At 62.8% G+C, this 18,817-nt stretch carries 16 protein-coding genes; 4 read left to right on the forward strand and 12 right to left on the reverse strand.

Features of this window, described 5'->3' with window-relative positions; all coding sequences use genetic code 11:
* The first annotated feature begins 2 nt into the window (after window positions 1–2).
* Window positions 3–3,227 (forward strand): error-prone DNA polymerase, encoded by a 3,225-nt coding sequence (locus IB258_RS04755; RefSeq protein ID WP_192352213.1) that lies wholly within the window; start codon window positions 3–5, stop codon window positions 3,225–3,227.
* Window positions 3,228–3,243: 16 nt separating this feature from the next.
* Here the strand turns inward: IB258_RS04755 and IB258_RS04760 are convergent, their stop codons facing one another.
* Window positions 3,244–4,530 carry an SGNH/GDSL hydrolase family protein gene (locus tag IB258_RS04760; RefSeq protein WP_192352214.1) on the reverse strand — a complete coding sequence of 429 codons (1,287 nt, stop codon included), beginning with the start codon at window positions 4,528–4,530 and terminating at the stop codon, window positions 3,244–3,246.
* A gap of 101 nt (window positions 4,531–4,631) precedes the next feature.
* Here IB258_RS04760 and IB258_RS04765 point away from each other — a divergent pair, with 101 nt between their 5' ends.
* The gene (locus IB258_RS04765) at window positions 4,632–5,537 is read left to right on the forward strand and encodes a LysR family transcriptional regulator (RefSeq protein ID WP_192352215.1); all 906 of its coding nucleotides are present in this window, start codon (window positions 4,632–4,634) and stop codon (window positions 5,535–5,537) included.
* Here the strand turns inward: IB258_RS04765 and IB258_RS04770 are convergent.
* From IB258_RS04770 to IB258_RS04795, 6 genes are all read right to left on the reverse strand, one after another.
* Complete coding sequence (locus IB258_RS04770; protein WP_192352216.1) at window positions 5,534–6,676, reverse strand: YgeY family selenium metabolism-linked hydrolase; 1,143 nt, start codon at window positions 6,674–6,676, stop codon at window positions 5,534–5,536. The genes IB258_RS04765 and IB258_RS04770 overlap by 4 nt on opposite strands.
* 66 nt (window positions 6,677–6,742) lie before the next feature.
* On the reverse strand, window positions 6,743–8,074 hold the full coding sequence (locus tag IB258_RS04775) for an MFS transporter (protein WP_175164120.1): 1,332 nt from the start codon (window positions 8,072–8,074) through the stop codon (window positions 6,743–6,745).
* Between the two features lie 146 nt (window positions 8,075–8,220).
* The gene (locus IB258_RS04780; protein ID WP_054453804.1) at window positions 8,221–9,174 is read right to left on the reverse strand and encodes an N-carbamoyl-D-amino-acid hydrolase; all 954 of its coding nucleotides are present in this window, start codon (window positions 9,172–9,174) and stop codon (window positions 8,221–8,223) included.
* 18 nt (window positions 9,175–9,192) lie between these two features.
* Window positions 9,193–10,449, reverse strand: a complete 1,257-nt coding sequence (locus tag IB258_RS04785; RefSeq protein ID WP_054453802.1) for a M20 family metallo-hydrolase — start codon at window positions 10,447–10,449, stop codon at window positions 9,193–9,195.
* Window positions 10,446–11,693 (reverse strand): diaminopropionate ammonia-lyase, encoded by a 1,248-nt coding sequence (locus tag IB258_RS04790; RefSeq protein WP_192352217.1) that lies wholly within the window; start codon window positions 11,691–11,693, stop codon window positions 10,446–10,448. The genes IB258_RS04785 and IB258_RS04790 overlap by 4 nt, the downstream gene beginning before the upstream one ends.
* Before the next feature lie 19 nt (window positions 11,694–11,712).
* Window positions 11,713–12,561, reverse strand: a complete 849-nt coding sequence (locus IB258_RS04795) for a MurR/RpiR family transcriptional regulator (protein ID WP_082400960.1) — start codon at window positions 12,559–12,561, stop codon at window positions 11,713–11,715.
* Window positions 12,562–12,749: 188 nt separating this feature from the next.
* On the opposite strand from IB258_RS04795, the gene IB258_RS04800 reads away from it, so the two are divergent.
* The gene (locus tag IB258_RS04800) at window positions 12,750–13,136 is read left to right on the forward strand and encodes an I78 family peptidase inhibitor (RefSeq protein WP_192352218.1); all 387 of its coding nucleotides are present in this window, start codon (window positions 12,750–12,752) and stop codon (window positions 13,134–13,136) included.
* A gap of 61 nt (window positions 13,137–13,197) precedes the next feature.
* On the opposite strand, the gene IB258_RS04805 is transcribed toward IB258_RS04800, so the two are convergent.
* Window positions 13,198–13,986 carry a phytanoyl-CoA dioxygenase family protein gene (locus tag IB258_RS04805; RefSeq protein WP_225590253.1) on the reverse strand — a complete coding sequence of 263 codons (789 nt, stop codon included), beginning with the start codon at window positions 13,984–13,986 and terminating at the stop codon, window positions 13,198–13,200.
* Window positions 13,987–14,047: 61 nt separating this feature from the next.
* Here IB258_RS04805 and IB258_RS04810 point away from each other — a divergent pair, with 61 nt between their 5' ends.
* On the forward strand, window positions 14,048–14,338 hold the full coding sequence (locus tag IB258_RS04810) for a hypothetical protein (protein ID WP_175164126.1): 291 nt from the start codon (window positions 14,048–14,050) through the stop codon (window positions 14,336–14,338).
* Window positions 14,339–14,503: 165 nt separating this feature from the next.
* Here the strand turns inward: IB258_RS04810 and cysS are convergent, their stop codons facing one another.
* The 4 genes from cysS to IB258_RS04830 form a co-directional block, all read right to left on the reverse strand.
* The gene (gene cysS, locus IB258_RS04815; RefSeq protein WP_192352219.1) at window positions 14,504–15,907 is read right to left on the reverse strand and encodes a cysteine--tRNA ligase; all 1,404 of its coding nucleotides are present in this window, start codon (window positions 15,905–15,907) and stop codon (window positions 14,504–14,506) included.
* Between the two features lie 223 nt (window positions 15,908–16,130).
* Window positions 16,131–16,757 (reverse strand): hypothetical protein, encoded by a 627-nt coding sequence (locus IB258_RS04820; RefSeq protein WP_225590254.1) that lies wholly within the window; start codon window positions 16,755–16,757, stop codon window positions 16,131–16,133.
* A 305-nt stretch (window positions 16,758–17,062) separates the two neighbouring features.
* Window positions 17,063–17,662: a hypothetical protein gene (locus IB258_RS04825; protein ID WP_192352221.1), complete on the reverse strand. Its 600-nt coding sequence runs from the start codon at window positions 17,660–17,662 to the stop codon at window positions 17,063–17,065.
* Between the two features lie 125 nt (window positions 17,663–17,787).
* The coding region (locus tag IB258_RS04830; protein WP_225590255.1) for a hypothetical protein at window positions 17,788–18,817 on the reverse strand (1,030 nt) is incomplete at its 5' end.

Raw genomic sequence — 18,817 nt, forward strand, 5'->3', positions numbered from 1 at the left:
CCATGCGCATGGACGACGACGACACCCCCGGCATCCTGGCGCAGTTGCCCGGCTACGCCGAGCTGCAATGCCAGTCCAACTTCTCTTTCCTGCAGGGCGCTTCGCACCCCGAGGAACTGGTCGAACGCGCCGCCGAACTGGGCTACGCCGCGCTCGCCATCACCGATGAATGCTCGCTGGCGGGCGTGGTCCGCGCCCACGTGGAGGCCAAGGCCCGCAAGCTGCCGCTCATCATCGGCGCCACCTTCCAGCTGCGCGCCGCGCCCGACGCCGCGCCACTGGGCCTGACCCTGCTGGCGCAGACGCGCGAGGGCTACGGCAACCTGTCCGAACTGATCACCCTCGCCCGCACCCGCGCGCCCAAGGGCGAATACCAGCTGGCGCCCGAAGACCTTACCCATCCTCCCAGCGGCCACGCCCATCTGCGCCACCTGCCCGAATGCCTGGCCATCCTGAGCCCCGCCTACGGCACTGACGCCGACCGCATGGCCGAGCAGGCGCGCTGGCTGGCACGCGTCTTCCCCCACCGCGCCTGGGTGGGGCTGACCTTGCTGCACCGCTCGCGCGACGACCTGCACCGCGCCGCGGTCGAGCACGCCGCGCAGGCCGCGGACCTGCCCATCGTGGCGCTGGGCCAGGTGCAGATGCATCTGCGTTCGCGCAAGCCGCTGCACGACACGCTGACCGGCATCCGCACTCGCCAACCGGTATCGCAATGCGGCTATGAACTGTCCGGCAACGCCGAACAGCACCTGCGTACGCGCATGCGCCTGGCCAACCTGTACCCGCCGCAAGCGCTGGCCCAGACGCTGGCCGTGGCCCGCCGCTGCGCCTTCTCATTGGACGAGCTGCGCTACGAATACCCGGACGAAATCATTCCGCGCGGCCACACGCCGGCCACCTATCTGCGCCAGGAAACCCTGGCCGGGGCCGCCCGCCGCTTTCCTTCAGGCACGCCGGACAGCGTCACCGCGCAGATCGAAAAAGAGCTGGCCCTGATCACGGACCTGCACTACGAAGCCTATTTCCTCACCGTCTACGACATCGTCCAGTACGCCCGCGGCGAGGGCATCCTGTGCCAGGGCCGCGGGTCCGCCGCCAACTCCGCGGTCTGCTACTGCCTGGGCATCACCGAAGTGGATCCGGTGCGCGGCAACAACCTGTTCGAACGCTTCATCAGCAAGGAGCGCAACGAGCCGCCCGACATCGACGTGGACTTCGAGCACCAGCGCCGCGAAGAAGTCATCCAGTACATCTACCGCAAGTACGGCCGCGAACGCGCCGCGCTCACCGCCGTGGTCATTTCCTACCGGCCGCGCAGCGTGCTGCGCGATACCGGTTGCGCGCTGGGCGTGGACGCAGGCGTCATCGACGCCGTGGCGCGCGCCCACCAATGGTGGGACGGCAAGAAGGAAATGCTGCGCACCCTGGGCGCCTGCGGCCTGGACCCGGAATCGCAGGTGGCGCGCCAGTGGGCGGCGCTGGCGCAGACCCTGATGGGCTTTCCGCGCCACCTGTCGCAGCACCCCGGCGGCTTCGTGATTTCACGCGGCAAGCTGTCGCGCCTGGTGCCCATCGAAAACGCCGCCATGGCAGACCGCAGCGTCGTGCAATGGGACAAGGACGACCTGGATGCGCTGGGCCTGCTGAAGGTGGACGTGCTGGCGCTGGGCATGCTGTCGGCCCTGCGCCGCACGCTGGAGCTGGCTGGCCAGCGCCGCGGCCAACCCTTGCGGCTGCAGGACATCCCCGCCAGCGACACGCCCACCTACGACATGATCTGCGACGCCGACACCATAGGCGTGTTCCAGATCGAATCCCGCGCCCAGATGACCATGCTGCCGCGGCTGCGTCCGCGCGAATACTACGACCTGGTGGTGCAGGTGGCCATCGTGCGCCCAGGCCCGATCCAGGGCGGCATGGTCCATCCCTACCTGCGCCGCCGCCAGGGCAAGGAGCCCGAAACCTATCCCAGCGAAAAAGTGCGCGGCGTGCTCAGCCGCACCATGGGCGTGCCCATCTTCCAGGAACAGGTCATGCAGATCGCCGTGGTGGCCGCTGGCTTCACGCCGGGCGAATCCGACCAGTTGCGCCGCTCCATGGCGGCCTGGAAGCGCAAGGGCGGCGTGGACAAGTACCGCGGCAAACTGGTCGGCGGCCTGCTGGCCCATGGCTACAAACTGGATTTCGCCGAGGCGCTGTTCCGGCAGATCGAAGGCTTCGGCGAATACGGCTTCCCCGAAAGCCACGCCGCCAGCTTCGCCCTGCTGGCCTATGCCAGTTCTTGGCTCAAGCGGCACGAGCCCGAAGCCTTCCTGGCCGCCCTGCTCAACTCCCAGCCCATGGGCTTCTACGCCCCCGCGCAACTGGTGCAGGACGCCCGCCGCCACGGCGTCTGCGTGCTGCCGGCGGACGTCACGGTCAGCGGCTGGGACTCGGCCCTGGAGACCCTGCCCGACGGTCATCCTGGCGCCCGCCGGCCCCCCCATCCGCACGCGCCCGCCGCCGACGGCACCCGTCCCGCCGTCAGGCTGGGACTGAGCCTGATCCAGGGCATGCGCGAAGACGCCGCCCGGCGCATCGAAGACGCGCGCGCTGCCGCCCCTTTTACCGACACCGGCGACCTGGCCCGCCGCGCCGCGCTCGGCCGCCATGACCTGAACTCGCTGGCCGCCGGCGACGCCCTGCGCACGCTGGCCGGCCATCGCCGCCAGGCCAGCTGGGAAGCCGCCGCCAGCGTGCAGAGCCGCGACCTGCTGCGCGACGCCGCCATCCAGGAAACCCAGGCGCCACAGCTGTCCGCCCCGTCCGAGGGCCAGGCCGTGGCGGCCGACTACCGCAGCGTGGGCCTGACGCTGCGCAGCCACCCGGTGGCCTTGCTGCGCCCCCAGCTCGCGGCGCGCAACTTCCAGCCCGCCTCGGTGCTGAACAGCTACCCCGACAAGCGCGTGGCGCGCGCCTGCGGCATCGTCACCGTGCGCCAGCGTCCCCAAACCTCCAAGGGCGTGATCTTCGTCACGCTGGAAGACGAGACCGGCCCCGTCAACGTGGTCGTGCGCCCGGAACTCATAGAACGCCAACGCCGCGAATTGCTGGGGTCCTCGCTGCTGGGCGTCTACGGATCCTGGCAAAGCGTGGACGGCGTGCGCCACCTGATCGCGCAGCGGCTGGTGGATCTGTCCGACCTGCTGGGCGGGTTGAACACCCAGAGCCGGAATTTCCACTGACCGCTGCGGCCGCCGTTCAATCGCCGAACAGCGTGGCCATGTCCAATGCCTGCGCCATGGCCTGGTAGCCGGCATCGTTGGGATGCAGGTTATCGCCCGAGTCATACGCGGGCAGCAGCCGCGCGGGATGCGCCGGATCGCGCAGCACCGCGTCAAAATCCACCACCGCGTCGAACACGCCGCTTTCGCGGATCCAGCGGTTCACCTCCCGCCGCACCGCGTCCTTGGCCAGGTTGTAGTGGCCCGACAGCGGCGTGCCGTGCAAAGAGCCTTCATACGGCGCAATGGTGCCGCCGACGATGCGCACGCCGCGCAGGCGCGCCGCCTCTGCCAATTGCCGGTAGCCCTCGGTCAATCTGGCCGCCGTCATGGGCGCGTCGTCCGGCGCGAAGCCGCTGTCCGGCCAGCCGATGTCATTGATGCCCAGCATCATCACCACCGTGCGCACGCCCGGCTGCGACAGCACGTCGGCGTCAAACCGGGCCATCGCGTTCACCCCCATCTTGTCGCCCCAGACCCGCGCGCCCGAAATGCCCGCGTTCGCCACGCCCATGCCTTGCGGCGCCAGGCGGCGCGCCAGGAAGTCCGGCCAGCGGCGGTTGGCGCCCGGCGTCGAGCCGTTGCCATCGGTCAGGGAATCCCCAAAGGCCACCACCACCGGCACGCGCTTCGGGCTTTCCACCCAGATCCCCGCCAGGAACGCCCGGCCTTGCAGCGCCTGCGCCTCTGGCAGCTCCGCCGCCGCAGTGGCATTGCCCCGGACCAGGGCGCCGGTCTGCTGCGCGCCCCAATGGAAGGTCGTCACCGGCGTCGCCTGCGGGAAGTAGAGGCTGACGGCCAGTTCGGCCAGCGTGGATACCGGCAGGTCCACCGGATCGCTGACCACCTGCGCCCCCGGCGCCACCGTCACGCTTGGCCGACCGCCAAAGGCCAGCCCGCGGCTGGACGCCGGACGGATCCTGGACTGGCCCGAGGCCAGCGCCACGCTGGCCGCCCCAATCTCCAGCGGCTGCGTGCCATAACGGTTGGACAGCACCACCCGCAAGCGCGATCCGCCCACGCTGAGCATCAAGGTCTGGCGCAGAGTTTGGTCGCGCAATTCGGCCGGCATTTCCGTGGGCAGCACGAAGGAATCCTCCCACAGCGGTTGCGGACTGGCGAACCAGGAGCTGACCCAGCTGGAACGCGCGACATCGGCCTGAACAGGCGGCTGCGCGGCGGCGGCCACGGACGGCCCCAGGACCGCAAGGCCCGCGGCCAGGGTAGCGGCAGAAACCAGGGAAAAAGGATTGAAGCGGTTCATGACGACTCCAGAAAAAGAGAAAGTGACGTCACGATAGGTTCTTCCCAATTCCACCGGTAGAACCCTAAACTGCATACCTCTTCTTCCAAAAAGGAATGACCTTGGACACCCTGCGCGCAATGCGGGCCTTCGTCCGCGCCGTGGAGCTGGGCACCTTGTCCGCCGTCGCCCGCGAACAGGCCCTAAGCCAGCCCGCCCTGAGCAAGATCGTCGCCGCGCTGGAAAAGGACCTGAACGTGCGGCTGCTGGAACGCAGCACCACCCGCGTCGTGCCCACCGAACAAGGCAAGCGCTTCTACGAACGCGCCACGCGGGTGCTGGAGGAATACTCCGAAGCCGTCGCCGACGCCCGCGGCCAGACCGAAAAGCCCGCCGGCTTCCTGCGCATCAACGCGCCCGTGGCGCTGGGCCAGTTCCGCCTGAACGCGCTGGTCCGCGAATTCCTGGACGAATACCCCGACATCCAGGTCGAACTGATCCTGAACGACCGGTTCGTGGACCTGGTGGAAGAAGGCGTGGACGTGGCGCTGCGGCTGGGCGGCAATCTGCCGCCCAACGCCATCGCCCGCAAGGCAGCCCTATCGCCGCGCTACCTGGTGGCCGCCCCCTCCTACCTGGCGCAGCGCGGCAAGCCCCGCGCGCCCCGCGATCTGGCCGCGCACGAATACGTGCGCTTTGCCTGGCTGGCTGCCGGCGACACCCTGGAACTGCACCAGGGCGCGACCCTAGCCACCGTCCAGACCCAGGGGCGCTTTCGCGTCAACAACGCCCTGGCCATCCGCGAGAGCCTGGCCATGGGCGCCGGCATCGGACTATGCCCCGCGTGGCTGGTGCAGGACCTGATCGCCAGCGGCGAACTGCTGCGCGTGCTGCCGAAATGGAGCGCCACGCCGCAAGAGGCCTTCCTCATCTATCCGTCGCGCCGCTACCAGTCGTTGCGGGCGCGGCTGCTGATCGACTTCCTGAATGACCGGCTGGCCCGCCTGCCCGGCATGCAAACACCTTAGCCGCAGACGGCGCGCACCAGATTCCGGTAGATATCGCGCGCGCCTTCCAGCTGCTCCAGCGCGATGGATTCGTCGATCGTGTGGGCGTCCTCTTCGTTGCCCGGCCCCAACCCTATCGTCGGAATGCCGCGGCGTCCGGCCGATTCCGAGCCGTTGGTGCAGAACGCCCAACTGCCCACCACCGGGTCCCGGCCGCTGGCGCTGACCGCCGCGCGCGCAGCCTGCAACAAGCCGGCCTGCGCGTCGCAACGCCAACCCGGCAACCAGCGCGGCGGCGTGGCGTGCTGGCCGGTATAGGTCGCCACTTGATCCTCGCTGACCCGCAAGGTGAAGTCGGACAGGCCGTGCGTCGCCAGATGCCCGCGGATCTGCGCCAGTACATCCTCCAGGCGTTCGCCCGACACGGTGCGCCGGTCAAAGCGTATCGTCGTCGAGATCGGAATCATGGAGATCGACGGATAGGGATGCGACACGATGTCCGTCGGCACCAGCAGCGCCTGGCCCAGCACCTCGTCGTGCGGCAGCGGCAGGCTCTCCAGCGCGGCCAGCGCCCGGGCCGCCGCATGCAGGGGATTGACGCCGATGTGCGGCGTCGCCGCGTGCGCCGGCTTGCCGTGGAAGGTCAGCAGCAGTTCCACCCGCCCTTTCTGACCGGCCTTGATCTGCAATTTTGACGGCTCGCAGATGACCACGGCCTGCGGCGTGCAAATGTCCAGCACCGAGGCCAGCGCATGCCCTTCGATGACTTCCTCCAGCACGCTGGCCGACACCGCCACGCGGTGCTTCAAGCCATCCCGCGCCGCCTCCGCCACGCCGCAAATCGCCGCGGCAATGCCGCCCTTCATGTCGGTGCTGCCGCGCCCATACAGCCGCCCATCCCGGATTTCGGCGCCGAACGGATCGAAGCGCCAGTCGCCCGCCACCGGCACCACGTCCATGTGCCCGTCGAACAACAAGGCCACGTCCGCATCCTCGGGGCCGATCAGCCCCAGCACCGAGCCATTGCCATCGGTCGTCACCGAACTGAACCCCGCCTCGCGCATCGTCGCGGCCATCAGCGCCGCCATCTCGCCTTCCTTGCCGGAAAGGCTGGGAATGCGCACCATCGCCTGGGTCAACGCAACTACGTCCAGAGTCATCATCATTCCTGTCTGAAAGTGGCGGGCACGGCGCGCCCGCCGATGTAGAGAAGCCGCCTACCGGGCCTACCGGTTGACCAGGCTCTTCGGCACGCGGTACACCAGCACCGCCCCGATCAGCGTGAAGCTGGCCAGGAAGTACATGCCCCAATCCGTCGAACCGGTCAGATCCTTGATCCAGCCGATCGCATAGGGGCTGACAAAGGCCGCCAAGCCGGCGAAGGAATTGATCCCGGCGATGCCCGCCGCCGCGCTCTTGCCTTCCAGGAACGCCGTCGGCAGGCTCCAAAACAAGGGCGAGCACACCATGCAGCCGGCGGCCGCCACCGACAGCATGGCCACGGCCAGCATCGGGTTATGGCTGAACAGCGTGCTCAGCGCCAAGCCCGTCCCGCCCACCAGAAACGGCACGATCATGTGCCAGCGGCGCTCGCGCACTGCATCCGAATGGCGGCACACCAGCACCATCGAGATCACCGCGCAGACGTTCGGCACCGCCGTCAGCAGGCCGATGTCCAGCAGCGACACCACGCCGGTCGAACGGATCACCGACGGAATCCAGAACGCCAGGCCCGACAGGCTGGATACCGTGCAATAGCAGATCAGCGCCATATGCACGACGCGCCGGTCCTTGAGCAAGGTCAGCATCGATACGTGTTCGGTCTTGGCGGTCTTCTCGCTCTGCAGGTTCTGGCCCAGCCGCGACTTCTCCGAAGGCGACAGCCAGCGCGCGTCGTCGATGCGGTCATCCAGGTACCAGAACACCGCCAGGCCCAGCAGCACCGAAGGGATGGCCTCGATGATGAACATCCACTGCCAGCCAGCCATGCCGTGCGTGTCATGGAAAGCCTCCATCACCCAGCCCGACAGCGGCCCGCCCAGGATGCCGGCGAACGGCACCGCCGTCATGAACACCGCCACGATCTGGCCGCGCCGGTTCGACGGAAACCAATAGGTCAGGTACAGGATGATCCCGGGATAGAACCCGGCCTCGGCCGCCCCCAGCAGGAAGCGCAGGATGTAGAACTGCGTCGGCGTCTGCGTCAGGGCCATGGCGGCCGAGATGATGCCCCACAGGATCATGATGCGCGCCAGCGTCTTCTTCGCGCCGATGCGGTGCATCAGCACATTGCTCGGCACCTCGAACAGGAAATAGCCGATGAAGAAAATGCCCGCGCCCAGGCCGTACACCGTTTCGCTGAATTTCAGGTCATCCAGCATCTGCAGTTTGGCAAAGCCGACGTTCACCCGGTCCAGGAACGCCGCGATGTAGCACACCATCAAGAACGGCAGCAGCCGCCACGCCACCTTCCGATACAGCGCATCATCCCGCGCCGCCAGGGGATCCTTGTCTGCGGCAACCGGAGGCGCCGCAATGCTCTCGACTGACTGGTCCATATTTTCACCTTGGGGTCTGTATTTTTTAGGCCGAACGCTCCCCTGCAGGCGCTCGGGGCGCCCGCATGCTGTTTTTTATGGGAAGGGAACGTCCGGGCCGGTTATGCGGACGGTCTATCGACAGTCCGCGCTGGCCGCGCCGCAGGTCAGGCGGTTACCGCCACCTCCGGCGCAGGTTCCACCGCGCCTCTGCGTTCCGTGATCAGGCCGTAAGCCTCGGGACGCCGGTGGCGGTCGAAATTGAAAGTCGTGCTCTTGTAGGACAGGCACAGGTCCAGGTCGCAGCGCGCGATCGCCAGCTCATCGCCCTTGGTCGAGCAGGCGGCAACGATCTCGCCCGACGGCGCGATGATGCAGCTGCCGCCGATCATCTCGCAGCCCTCTTCCTTGCCGGCCTTGGCCACGCCCACCACCCAGGTGCCGTTCTGATAGGCGCCCGCCTGCATCACCAGATGGTTGTGGAACATGGACAGGTCGTCATGCTCGGGCGCCGGCGGGTTGTGCACCGGCGTGTTGTAGCCGAGCAGGATCATTTCCGCGCCTTGCAAGCCCATGACCCGATAGGTCTCGGACCAGCGGCGGTCGTTGCACAAGGCCATGCCCATCACGCCGCCAAAGCCGCGCCAGACATCGAACGATTCGCCGGGCTCGAAATAGTGCTTCTCCAGATGCTGGAAAGCGCGCCACGGCTCGTGTTCGGCATGTCCGGGCAAATGCACCTTGCGGTACTTGCCGATGATGTCGCCGTTCTGGTTCACCAGGATAGACGTGTTGAAGCGGCGCTTGACGCCCTGCTCCACCGCCAGCTCCGCATAGCCCAGGTAAAAGCCTATGCCCAGCTTGCGCGCGGTCTCGAACAGTACCCGGGTCTGCGGACCCGGCATCTCGCTTTCATAGAACGCGTCGATCTCGGCCGGATCTTCCATGTACCAGCGCGGGAAGAAAGTCGTCAGCGCCAGCTCCGGAAAAACCACCAGTTGGCAACCCATGGCATGGGCCTGGCGCAGATGCGCGAGCAGGCGCTCGACGACGTCGCGACGCGAGTCGCTGCGCTGGATCGGCCCCAGCTGCGCGGCCGCGACATTGATGATGCGTGACATGTTCAGTCTCCTACGGTTTCATTGTTCTGCGAGTTCGAGCATCAGTTCCAGCAACACGCCGGCGCCCGCCTCGATATCCTGGTCCTGCGTGAATTCAGCGACGTTGTGCGACAGCCCGCCCACGCTGGGCACGAACACCATGCCCGTAGGGCACATGCGCGCCAGCATCTGGGCATCGTGTCCGGCGCCGCTGGGCAGCCGCCGCACGCGGTGCCCGCGGCTGCGCGCGATGTCCTCGACCCGGCCGACGATGGCCTCGTCGAACGCCACCGGCGCGAAATCGGCCAGCACCCGATGGCTCAGTTCCACCCCCTCAGCCGCCGCAGCCTGCGCCGCGTACGTCATGCAGCGCGCAATCGCCTCCTGCAAGGCCGCGCCGTCGGTGTTGCGCAGGTCCAGCGTGAAGGTCGCGCGGTTGGGAATGACGTTGATCAGGTTGGGAAACAGATTCACCTGCCCCACGGTCGCCAACTGGCCCGCCCCCAACTCGACGGTCAGATCCCGCGCAAAGCACGCGATGCGCGCCGCCACGATGCCGGCGTCATGGCGCAACCCCATCGGCGTGGTGCCGGCATGGTTGGACACGCCGCGCACGGTGAACTCGATCCAGTGGATGCCCTGCACGCCCGTCACCGCACCGATGGTGTAGCCCTCGTGCTCCAGCACCGGTCCCTGTTCCACGTGCAGTTCGACAAAGGCGTGCACCTGGTTATTGCCTACCGGGGCCGTCCCGGCATAGCCGATGCGGGCCAGGTTCTCGCCCACCGTAGTGCCGTCTATGCCGACCGTGGCCAGCGCATCCTCCAAGGCCAGGTCACCCTGGAACACCAGGCTGCCCATCATGTCGGGCGCAAAGCGCGCGCCTTCCTCGTTGGTGAAGAACGCCACCGCTATCGGTCTTTCAGTGACCACGCCTGCGTCGTTCAAGGCCGCGACCACTTCCAGCCCGGCCAGCACCCCCAGGTTGCCGTCATAGCGGCCGCCGGTGCGCACCGTGTCGATGTGCGACCCCGTCATCACGGGCGGACCGGCCTTGCGCCCGGCCCGCAGGCCCACCACATTGCCGATGCCGTCCACCGTCACGGCCAGGCCCAGTTCGCGCATCCACCGCACCACCAGATCGCGTCCCTGCCGGTCAGCGTCCGTCAGCGCCAGGCGGCAAACGCCGCCGCCCTCGATGGCGCCGACCTGCGCCAGGTCCGCAATGCGGCGCAACAACCGGGCGCCGTCGACCCGCACGGCCTGCCGGCCTGCCTCAAGCGCGGCGCCAGTCATGCCACGGCCTCGGCTTCGACCTCGGCAGCGCTCTTGCCGACGATGCGTTGATACAGTTCCGGGTCGGTCGCCCCTTCGCTGCCGAACACCAGCACACGGCTGCCAGCGTCCAGGCCCAGCGCATCGCGTACCGCCGGATCGGCCAGCGCCGCCAGGCAGCCGGTCAGTCCCGCCACCGCCGACTCGCCGGCGACGATGGGCGCATCGCCATACTTGCCGCTCGCCAACAGACGCACCGTCTCCAGCGCCGCCTCGTCGTCAACCGTCAGGAAAGCCTGCGCGCCGGGATGCAGCACCTCCCACGCCAGCAGCGATACTTCACCGCAGGCCAGTCCGGCCATCACGGTATCCAGATCGCCGTGCACCGCCACCGGCTTGCCGGCGCGGGCGCTCTCGTACAGGCAGGCCGCCTTGTCCGGCTCCACCACGATGAAACGCGGACGGCGCTCGCCCAGCTGCTCCCAGAAATGCGCGCACACCGCGGCCGCCAGCCCGCCCACACCGCCTTGCAGGAACACGTGCGTCGGCAACTCGCCATCGCCCGCCTCGCGCAGCTGGCGCAGTGCCTCGTCGGCCATCACTGCGTATCCCTGCATCACGTCCTTGGGCACCTCCATATAGCCGGGATAAGAAGTATCCGAGACCACATAGCGCCCAAGCCGCGCCGCGTCTTGCGCCGCCTGGCGCACCGAGTCGTCGTAGTTCCCCGGCGTGCGCACGACCTGCGCGCCGTATTGCTCGATCGCCCGCTTGCGCCCTTCGCTGACCGTCGCGTGGATGTAGATCACGCACTGGCAACCGAAGCGTTGCGCGCCCCAGGCCACCGACCGGCCATGGTTACCGTCCGTCGCGCAGGTCACCGTCATGGCCTGCGTCAGCTCCCGGTAGCGGCCGGACAGCAAGTCGTCCACCGACAGATCGTCGCGCCCCAGCTTGACCGCCAATTCCCGCAGCAATTGGCGGCTGACGGCATAGGCGCCGCCCAGGGCCTTGAAGCTGCCCAGCCCGAAGCGGCCGCCCTCGTCCTTGTACCGGATGCCCGCCACGCCTACGGCATGGGCCAGACCCGACAGATCGCGCAACGGCGTAGGCTGATAGCCCGGCCAGCGCCGGATCTGCGCCTCCGCCTGCGCATAGGCCTGGCCGCCCAGCACCTCCAGCTGCCGTTGGCCGTAAGGCGCGGCGGGTTCGAAGGCCGGATTGGGCGCGTACTGCAGCCGGACGTTCGGAATGGGATGGTTCAAGTCAGTCTCCTCTTGGAAATCAGCGATGCAAGTCGCCGTAGTGTTCGTGCAGGCGTTCTATGTTCTGCAGACGTTCGCGCGCGGCCGCCCCAAGCTTGCGGGCCAGGGCCGAGCACAAATGATTGATGACGCTGGTGGCCGCGACGTAGGAATCGAACACGGCCGCGCCGCTGTTCACGCATCGCAACACCAGGTCCGAACGCGCGGGCAATTCGGTGGCGGTGGGATCGGTCAGCACCACGACCTTCGCGCCCACCCGGTTCGCATGTTCGACAATCGGCTTGAGCAGCGTGACGCGACGCCGGAAATCCATCACCAGCAACACGTCGTCAGGCCCCAGGTCAGCCAGATCCTCGGCCAGGTTCAAACCCGCGCCCGGCACCAGCGCAACGCCGTCGCGCAGCTGCGTCAGCAAGGCCCAGGCGTACTGCGCCAGCACCCGTCCATTACGAAAGCCCGCAATGCAGATACGGCGAGCGCCGGCAAACAGTTCGATGGCCCGCTCCACATCGCGGCTGTCCAGGCGCTCGAAGGTCTGCGCCAGGTTCTGCAAATCGGTGGCCAGATGCTCCGCCAGCGCATCCCCCGTCGCGTCCGGCGGACGCACGCCCGCCATCTCGTACAGCGGCGACCCACGGTCGGCCTCATCGCGCGCCTGTGCCCGCACTTCGTTGAAGTTCTCGTACCCCAGACGCCGGAAAAACCGCCCCGCGGTCGCCTTGGACACGCCCGCCTTCTGCGCCAGCTCGGCGCCCGAATAGGCCGCGATATTGCCCAGGCACTCCAGGGTCACGCTAGCCAACCGCTGCTCGCTGTCCGTGAAGCTGTCCTGCAGCGCGAGGATGCGCTCCTGCAACACCGAAGTCATGATGATCCCGCCTATGAAACTATGGTTTCAGAAATATATTCTCATGAAACTTTAGTGTCAATGCAAAATTTGGATCATCGAAGCCGCGCTCACGAATGCCGCTAGCGGCCCTGCCCGGCCCAGGTCACAGCGCGCCCGCGCTGGTCTATCATGGCTTTTTTCAGACGTGTTGTTGTAAGGAGCGTTACATGATCCGAAAGCTGATCCCTTTCCTGCTGGTCGCCAGCCTGACCGCGTGCGCCAACACCGGCGCCCCGCGCTCGTCCAGCTCGCCAGCGGCGTCCAGCTCCTCCAGCTCCTCGTCTACCGCCGACGCCGGAACCAGCTATGGCGGGTCTTCCTACGGCTCGTCGTCGTCCATGGGCGGCGGCAAGACCTGCGACGCCTCCTCGCTGCAATCCCAGATCGGCCAAAAGGCCACCACGTCCGTGATGGAAGACCTGCGTACCCGCAGCGGGAGCGCCACTGCGCGCATGCTGCGCCCGGGGCAATTGGTCACGATGGAGTACAACGCCACGCGCTTGAATTTGATCGTGGACGATAAGGACGTTATGACTGCGATTCGCTGCGGTTGATCGCGGGCCTGGCCGGCGCAATAGACGGGCGGTGGAATCCGCAACTCCCAGCAGATCCGCCCTATCTGCTTGTGCGCAGACCGAAACGAGTCGTGGCCATCATCCTGATGCGGCTGGACGAATTGACGGATGGGGTGTGCAGCACGCGCATATCCATCAAAAAAATATCGCCAGCCCGTCCCGACATCTCGATGATCTTGATGTCGGATGCGCTGAGAACAGCTTCGAGATCACCCGGCGTTTTCAACGATCCACGAAGCCTCCCAGCCGCTACACCCGCAACGCGATGAGAACGGGCCAGCGCCAACGTCGCGCCCCCGTGCTCAATAACGTCGTCAATCAGATAGAACACCTGAATGCCGGGGATCTCAGCGCCGGACTTCGCCGCCAGGTCAACGTGCCAGTTCAGGCTGCCCAGAGACCATGGTCCTTGATGAGGCAGAGACAGCAAGGGCTGCGTGCCTTGGCCGGATTGAGGGGCTCCGCCGGTCAGGTCAGCAATTACGTTGCGAATTTCCGCCGTGTTCAGCGTTTCATCCAGATCCGCAATCTTCACCATCGAGGATAGCTTTGCGATCTGCTGAAACGGCGCCAAATTGTTCAGTGAACTACCCAGACTTTTTCCGCCGGCCCAAACCTTGAGCCGCGATAGCTCTCGCAGAATGCGCTCCCGAAGCGGCTTCAGACAGCGCTGGGAATGAGCACCGCCCAATCGCAAGTACCCTTCACTATGGAAAAAGTCGAGCTCTGATGGATTGAGAGTTCTGCCTGTCATGTTCGAGACTTTAGTGGAACAGCTTCTGTCCGGACGGTCGTAAACGTCATTTCCAAACTCGGTTTCGGAAGCCATCGTGGCGACTGACTCTGAGCAACGTAAAATGTCAGGTCTCCAGCCTCTACTTGCTTTCCTTATGAACCTTGAACGACTACGCCGCGAATTTCCCGACTTCGACATAGCCACCCTGCCGCCCCTGCCCGAAGGGTATTTCGATACGTCGAGCTACATCGATGCCGCTCCCTCATTCGAGAATGAGGAGCGCAGCCTGAAAGTGTATGTCGACTACGCCAACTATGCCGACCGCGAATCCGGCAGAAGCCAGCGCTTCTGCGTTTCTCGCTACGACGAGGAAGCTGGCGACTACGAGGACGTCGCCCTGTCGACGAACGATTGGGCCGAAGTCTTGCGCTTCCTGGGCGCCTGAACGCTTTCGACGGGGGTGATCGGATTCCGCTCCGATCGTCGGATGATCGCCCCCGCGACCGCTTGTGCTTCCGTGGTCTTTCTTGATTTCAACGGCTGCTGTCGAACCTTGATGAGAATTGTGGTCTGACGCCTGATTGAGCACGCGGCGCCCATGCAGCTATCACTAGCTTCCGATATCTATGGGAAGCGTAGCGATTTCAGTCAGGCGTTGCCCGTCGTTGCCATCCTCGACTCTCCAGCCTCGAGTGTTTAACACCTTCCGTATCTCATCGGCCTTTGCCCAGTTCTTTGCCTCTCGGGCTTGAGCGCGTTCACCGAGCAGCACCCGGATACTCTCCGGAATGTCAGACGCTACTGGCCTCCAATCGCGCAACCCGAGGCCCAGTACCAAATCAAAGCTGTCCACAGTCGCTTTCAAGGTCGCCGATGGGAGCTCGCTCTTGACGAGTTCCCATAGCACGGCCAATGCCCTCGGCAGATTCAGGTCATCATTCAATTCGGCGTTGAAGCGCGCGGCGAAATCCGGATCGATGCCACCACCATCCGACCAACCGGAATGGAGCTGCCGCAGCCGGTTCAAGGCTGTCTGCGCTGCACCAATAGACGCCCAACTGAAACGCAGCTTGCTCCGGTAATGCGCTGTCATGCACAGATAGCGGTAGGCAAGCGGATCAATATTCCGACTGCGCAAGGTCTGCAAGCGAACAAAATCTCCGCTCGACTTCGACATCTTGCTGTCGGCATTGAGCGTCAGAAAATGTCCGTGTATCCAGAAGTTCGCAAGACGAGTGCCGTGGGCCGCTTGTGTTTGCGCAATTTCGTTGCTGTGATGCACGGCGATATGGTCTTCTCCGCCACAGTGGATGTCGAACCAGATGCCGAGGTGTTTCGCCGACATGGCCGAGCACTCAATATGCCAGCCCGGAAACCCACGGCCCCATGGGCTATCCCATTCCATCTGCCGCGCTACGCCCTCCGGACTGAACTTCCATAGCGCAAAATCTGTGATGTTCCGCTTTGCGCCAAGCGCTACGCGCTTGCCCGCCTGCAGGCCCGCACGGTCAAGCCGGGCCAGAAAGCCGTAGTCATCCTGCTTGCTTGTGTCGAAATAAAGACCGTCGTCGGTCGTATACACGTAGCCGGACCGGTCCAACTCGCCAATAAACGCGATCTGTTCGGCGATGTGATCTGTCGCGCGGCACCATACCGTCGGCTCCAGCAAATTGAGGGCATGCCAATCCGCAACGAAGGCCTCGGTGTAGCGCTGAGCAATAGCATATGCGGACTCCCCGGTCCGCCTGCTACCTTTTTCCATCTTGTCTTCGCCTTCGTCCGCATCCGAAGTCAGATGACCGACGTCGGTGATGTTAACGACGTGACGGACCGCGTAGCCGTTGCGTATGAGTACCCGGCGCAGAATGTCTTCAAACACATACGTTCTTAGATTGCCAATATGCGCATGGTCGTAGACGGTGGGTCCGCAGCAATACATGCCGACGTGGCCAGCGTGGATAGTCGTGAACGGGCGCACGGTACGCGACCAGGTGTCAAACAACGCAAGTGGCATCAACTTTCTCCGTATCGAAGGGCGCAGGCAAAAACAAAAAAGCCGCCGGTTTTGCAACGGGCGGCCTGAGGCGATTGATTCAACGTATAGCTATTGCTAGACGCAGCTTCCCCCCGGCACGTTCTGACAACATGCACGGAATAGTGAAGAGAGGGATTTGGAGCGAGTAGCCATGTCTGCAATCCTAGCGGCTTTGGGCTGTGCGGGTCAATGGGGACGGGAGTCAATCTGGAGCGCTGCCACTTTCTGGTGGTGCCGAAACAGGCCAGGTCACTAAGCTGTACTGGATACCTCTGCGGTTTAACTCAACCTGCATCCACTGGACAAGCTTCATGACAAGTTGCACAACAACCAAGAGGACCTTTTTCTTCATATCAGTTGAAGACCACTCGTGGCGGATCTCCTGCGGACGACCGAACTGGTCATGACCCTGGGCACATATGTGATATTCCTCGCAGGGGAGCATGGGTGGCTCTGAGTGGAGAGCGTTAACTTTATCCTTAATACTATTCAATCTGGACTCTTCAAGCGCGTATTTGCGCCTGTGCGAGTAACGATTTCTTATTTCATTGAACCGATCAAGGATATCTTCATACTCCGAAGCGAGGCCCAAATTTCGCGCAACAATTAACTTGGTTTTGAACGGCACAAACGTACCGGCGAATAGGTCTTCTGTACTGGTAACTCTACTGCACCATATATTCAGGAACTCCTCCAGAATCATATGTGCCCGAAGAACCACGCTCACATCGTCGAGTGAGTTGAACATGATCAGATAGTCTTGAGTGTCAAACACGCGCGCAAAATCGCCGCCGACACCTACATGCGTTTCCGGGGATGGAGTCAACAAGTGATTTCTCATATTATGCCTAACTCCAAATAGGCAACATAACGCAAGCTAACGTTTGTAGCCTTAAACAGATTTAGTTTAATCCGATTCATTGGGAAGAAGCCGCTTGTGCAAGTTTAGAAAGACCTATAATTTTCGGATAGCCAGCTGTCCGCTCATGGCCGAGAGCAACCGTCACTGCGGGCTGATTTCGTGAGAAAAGGTGTCAGACCCTGAGGTTTCCCCACGAGTCCATCGACATCTTTCGATGGTTTCAAGCGAAAAAGGAGTGTCAGACTACAATATTTCAGAATACGAGATTTTTTTCAATCGGTCAGCGTAAATAGCTTCGAGGCATCTACATACGGAGGATTCTCGAGGACTTGCAATTTTAGAACCATCAAACTCGCATTCAATTGGCAATATGGATAACCACTATCGATTCGAGGTGGCTCAATCACCTTGAATTTCGTTCCGCAACCTAATAGATACTCATCTTCTTCAGCCCCCGAGACAATGTCAAGTGGCGCGAATGCGATGCCGGGAGGACACATAATTTCCAGCAGGAGCGGCCTGCCTACTTTCGGTATGAATTGACGTAGTTTCGACACATCACCGGACGTAGACATGAATGCAGAATAACTAAAGGATCCCTCTAATACCTCGAGGATCGATGCCGAAAATTCATGATCTGATGTCATACGATACACAGTATGTGGGCGCCCTAGCTTCGCACATATAGCACTATGAAGATGCTGAAGGTCTGGGACAAGATCATCTAAAGGAAGCCCACCTTTCAGGCGACCATTCAATTCGAATGCGTAGTTTTTCTCAGCAGTTTTATAACTACGACACACCCGCAGAACGTTTTCGCATTCAGAAAGGCCTTTTATATGCTGCACAAACTGTTGATGATGATTCAACATTTACCCTTAATTCAACTAAGCTCGCAATGAAATAAGGTATCAGACTAAAATTCGCAGCATCTAACTAGCGAATTTGTAGCCTGACACTTTTTTATAATCTCTGGCAACTCCAGTCTGACACTTTTTTATTTAATATTCTCTAAATTTCTTAGCTCGATTGGAATAATTCGCCGAATTCTCAATTCTGCCAAACCACTCGCTTCCGATGCACGTCGCTGCAGTTCTTGATAAAGGGTTCGAGCCCAGCCGATTTCGTCTTCCAACTCCTGTTGCAACTGCCCTTGACCATACCGATCGCTAAAAGCAGACTGGATCATGCGCCATTGTTCTTTGGGAAGAGAGAACCATGCATCCACAAGGCGATCGGGATTGGCATTGCTCAAAAACGGAATTGAAGCATAACTGTTTTCGCCACCGCCATTGCCAAGCATATCAACCGCAGCTTTAGGGTCCCCCTTTATCTTGTCAATTAAATCGTCAACCAGTTCGCCAAATTTACCTTTCAACACCTCCTCTCGCGCAGATATCAAGTAATTCCACAAAACCTTAAAATGCGCCCTCGTTTTCTCAGTAACCCAATATCCCAATCCATCATGCGCGCGAGAGAATTCATTTTTCCATCTCCAATCGGTACTTCTCGGTGGCAATTTGTTTAATTCTCTCAGGTCGTCAATGTAAGCCTTGCAAGCCGCAACTTCTTCCTCGATTGTGTTGTTGCTGATTCGTTCTTCCGCCATCATCAATCTGAGTGAAAAAATGTGAAGGAGTTCGCCCGAATTTGTGACTTCGCGTTGATTAAATTGCTGGTCCATCAAATTAACGGCTCTATTCACAACAACATCATCAAGCTCGTCGAAATTTATGACCACTTTCCATGCTGGGACATCTGACGGTTGAAGAAAGTGCGCCGAATTGTTCAGTGAGCGACGAATTTCATCCCGATCAAATTTCCCGTTAATAAAGATCGATTCCAGCACCTCATCACTTAGCATCATATCTGATGTGAGATTAATTTCTGGATACTTTTTGTGTTGGTTTGCACTGAAAACTGACCCAGCGTTTGCATCGAAAACTGACCCAGCCCTAATTTGATTGGGAAAGGGTTGCCACAGATTTGGCTGTTTTACGCTCCTTTTTGGGCTGTGTGCTGCTGTT

It is taken from the genome of Achromobacter sp. ACM02, assembly GCF_014851605.1.
In the GTDB taxonomy this organism is placed as follows: domain Bacteria; phylum Pseudomonadota; class Gammaproteobacteria; order Burkholderiales; family Burkholderiaceae_B; genus Achromobacter; species Achromobacter aegrifaciens.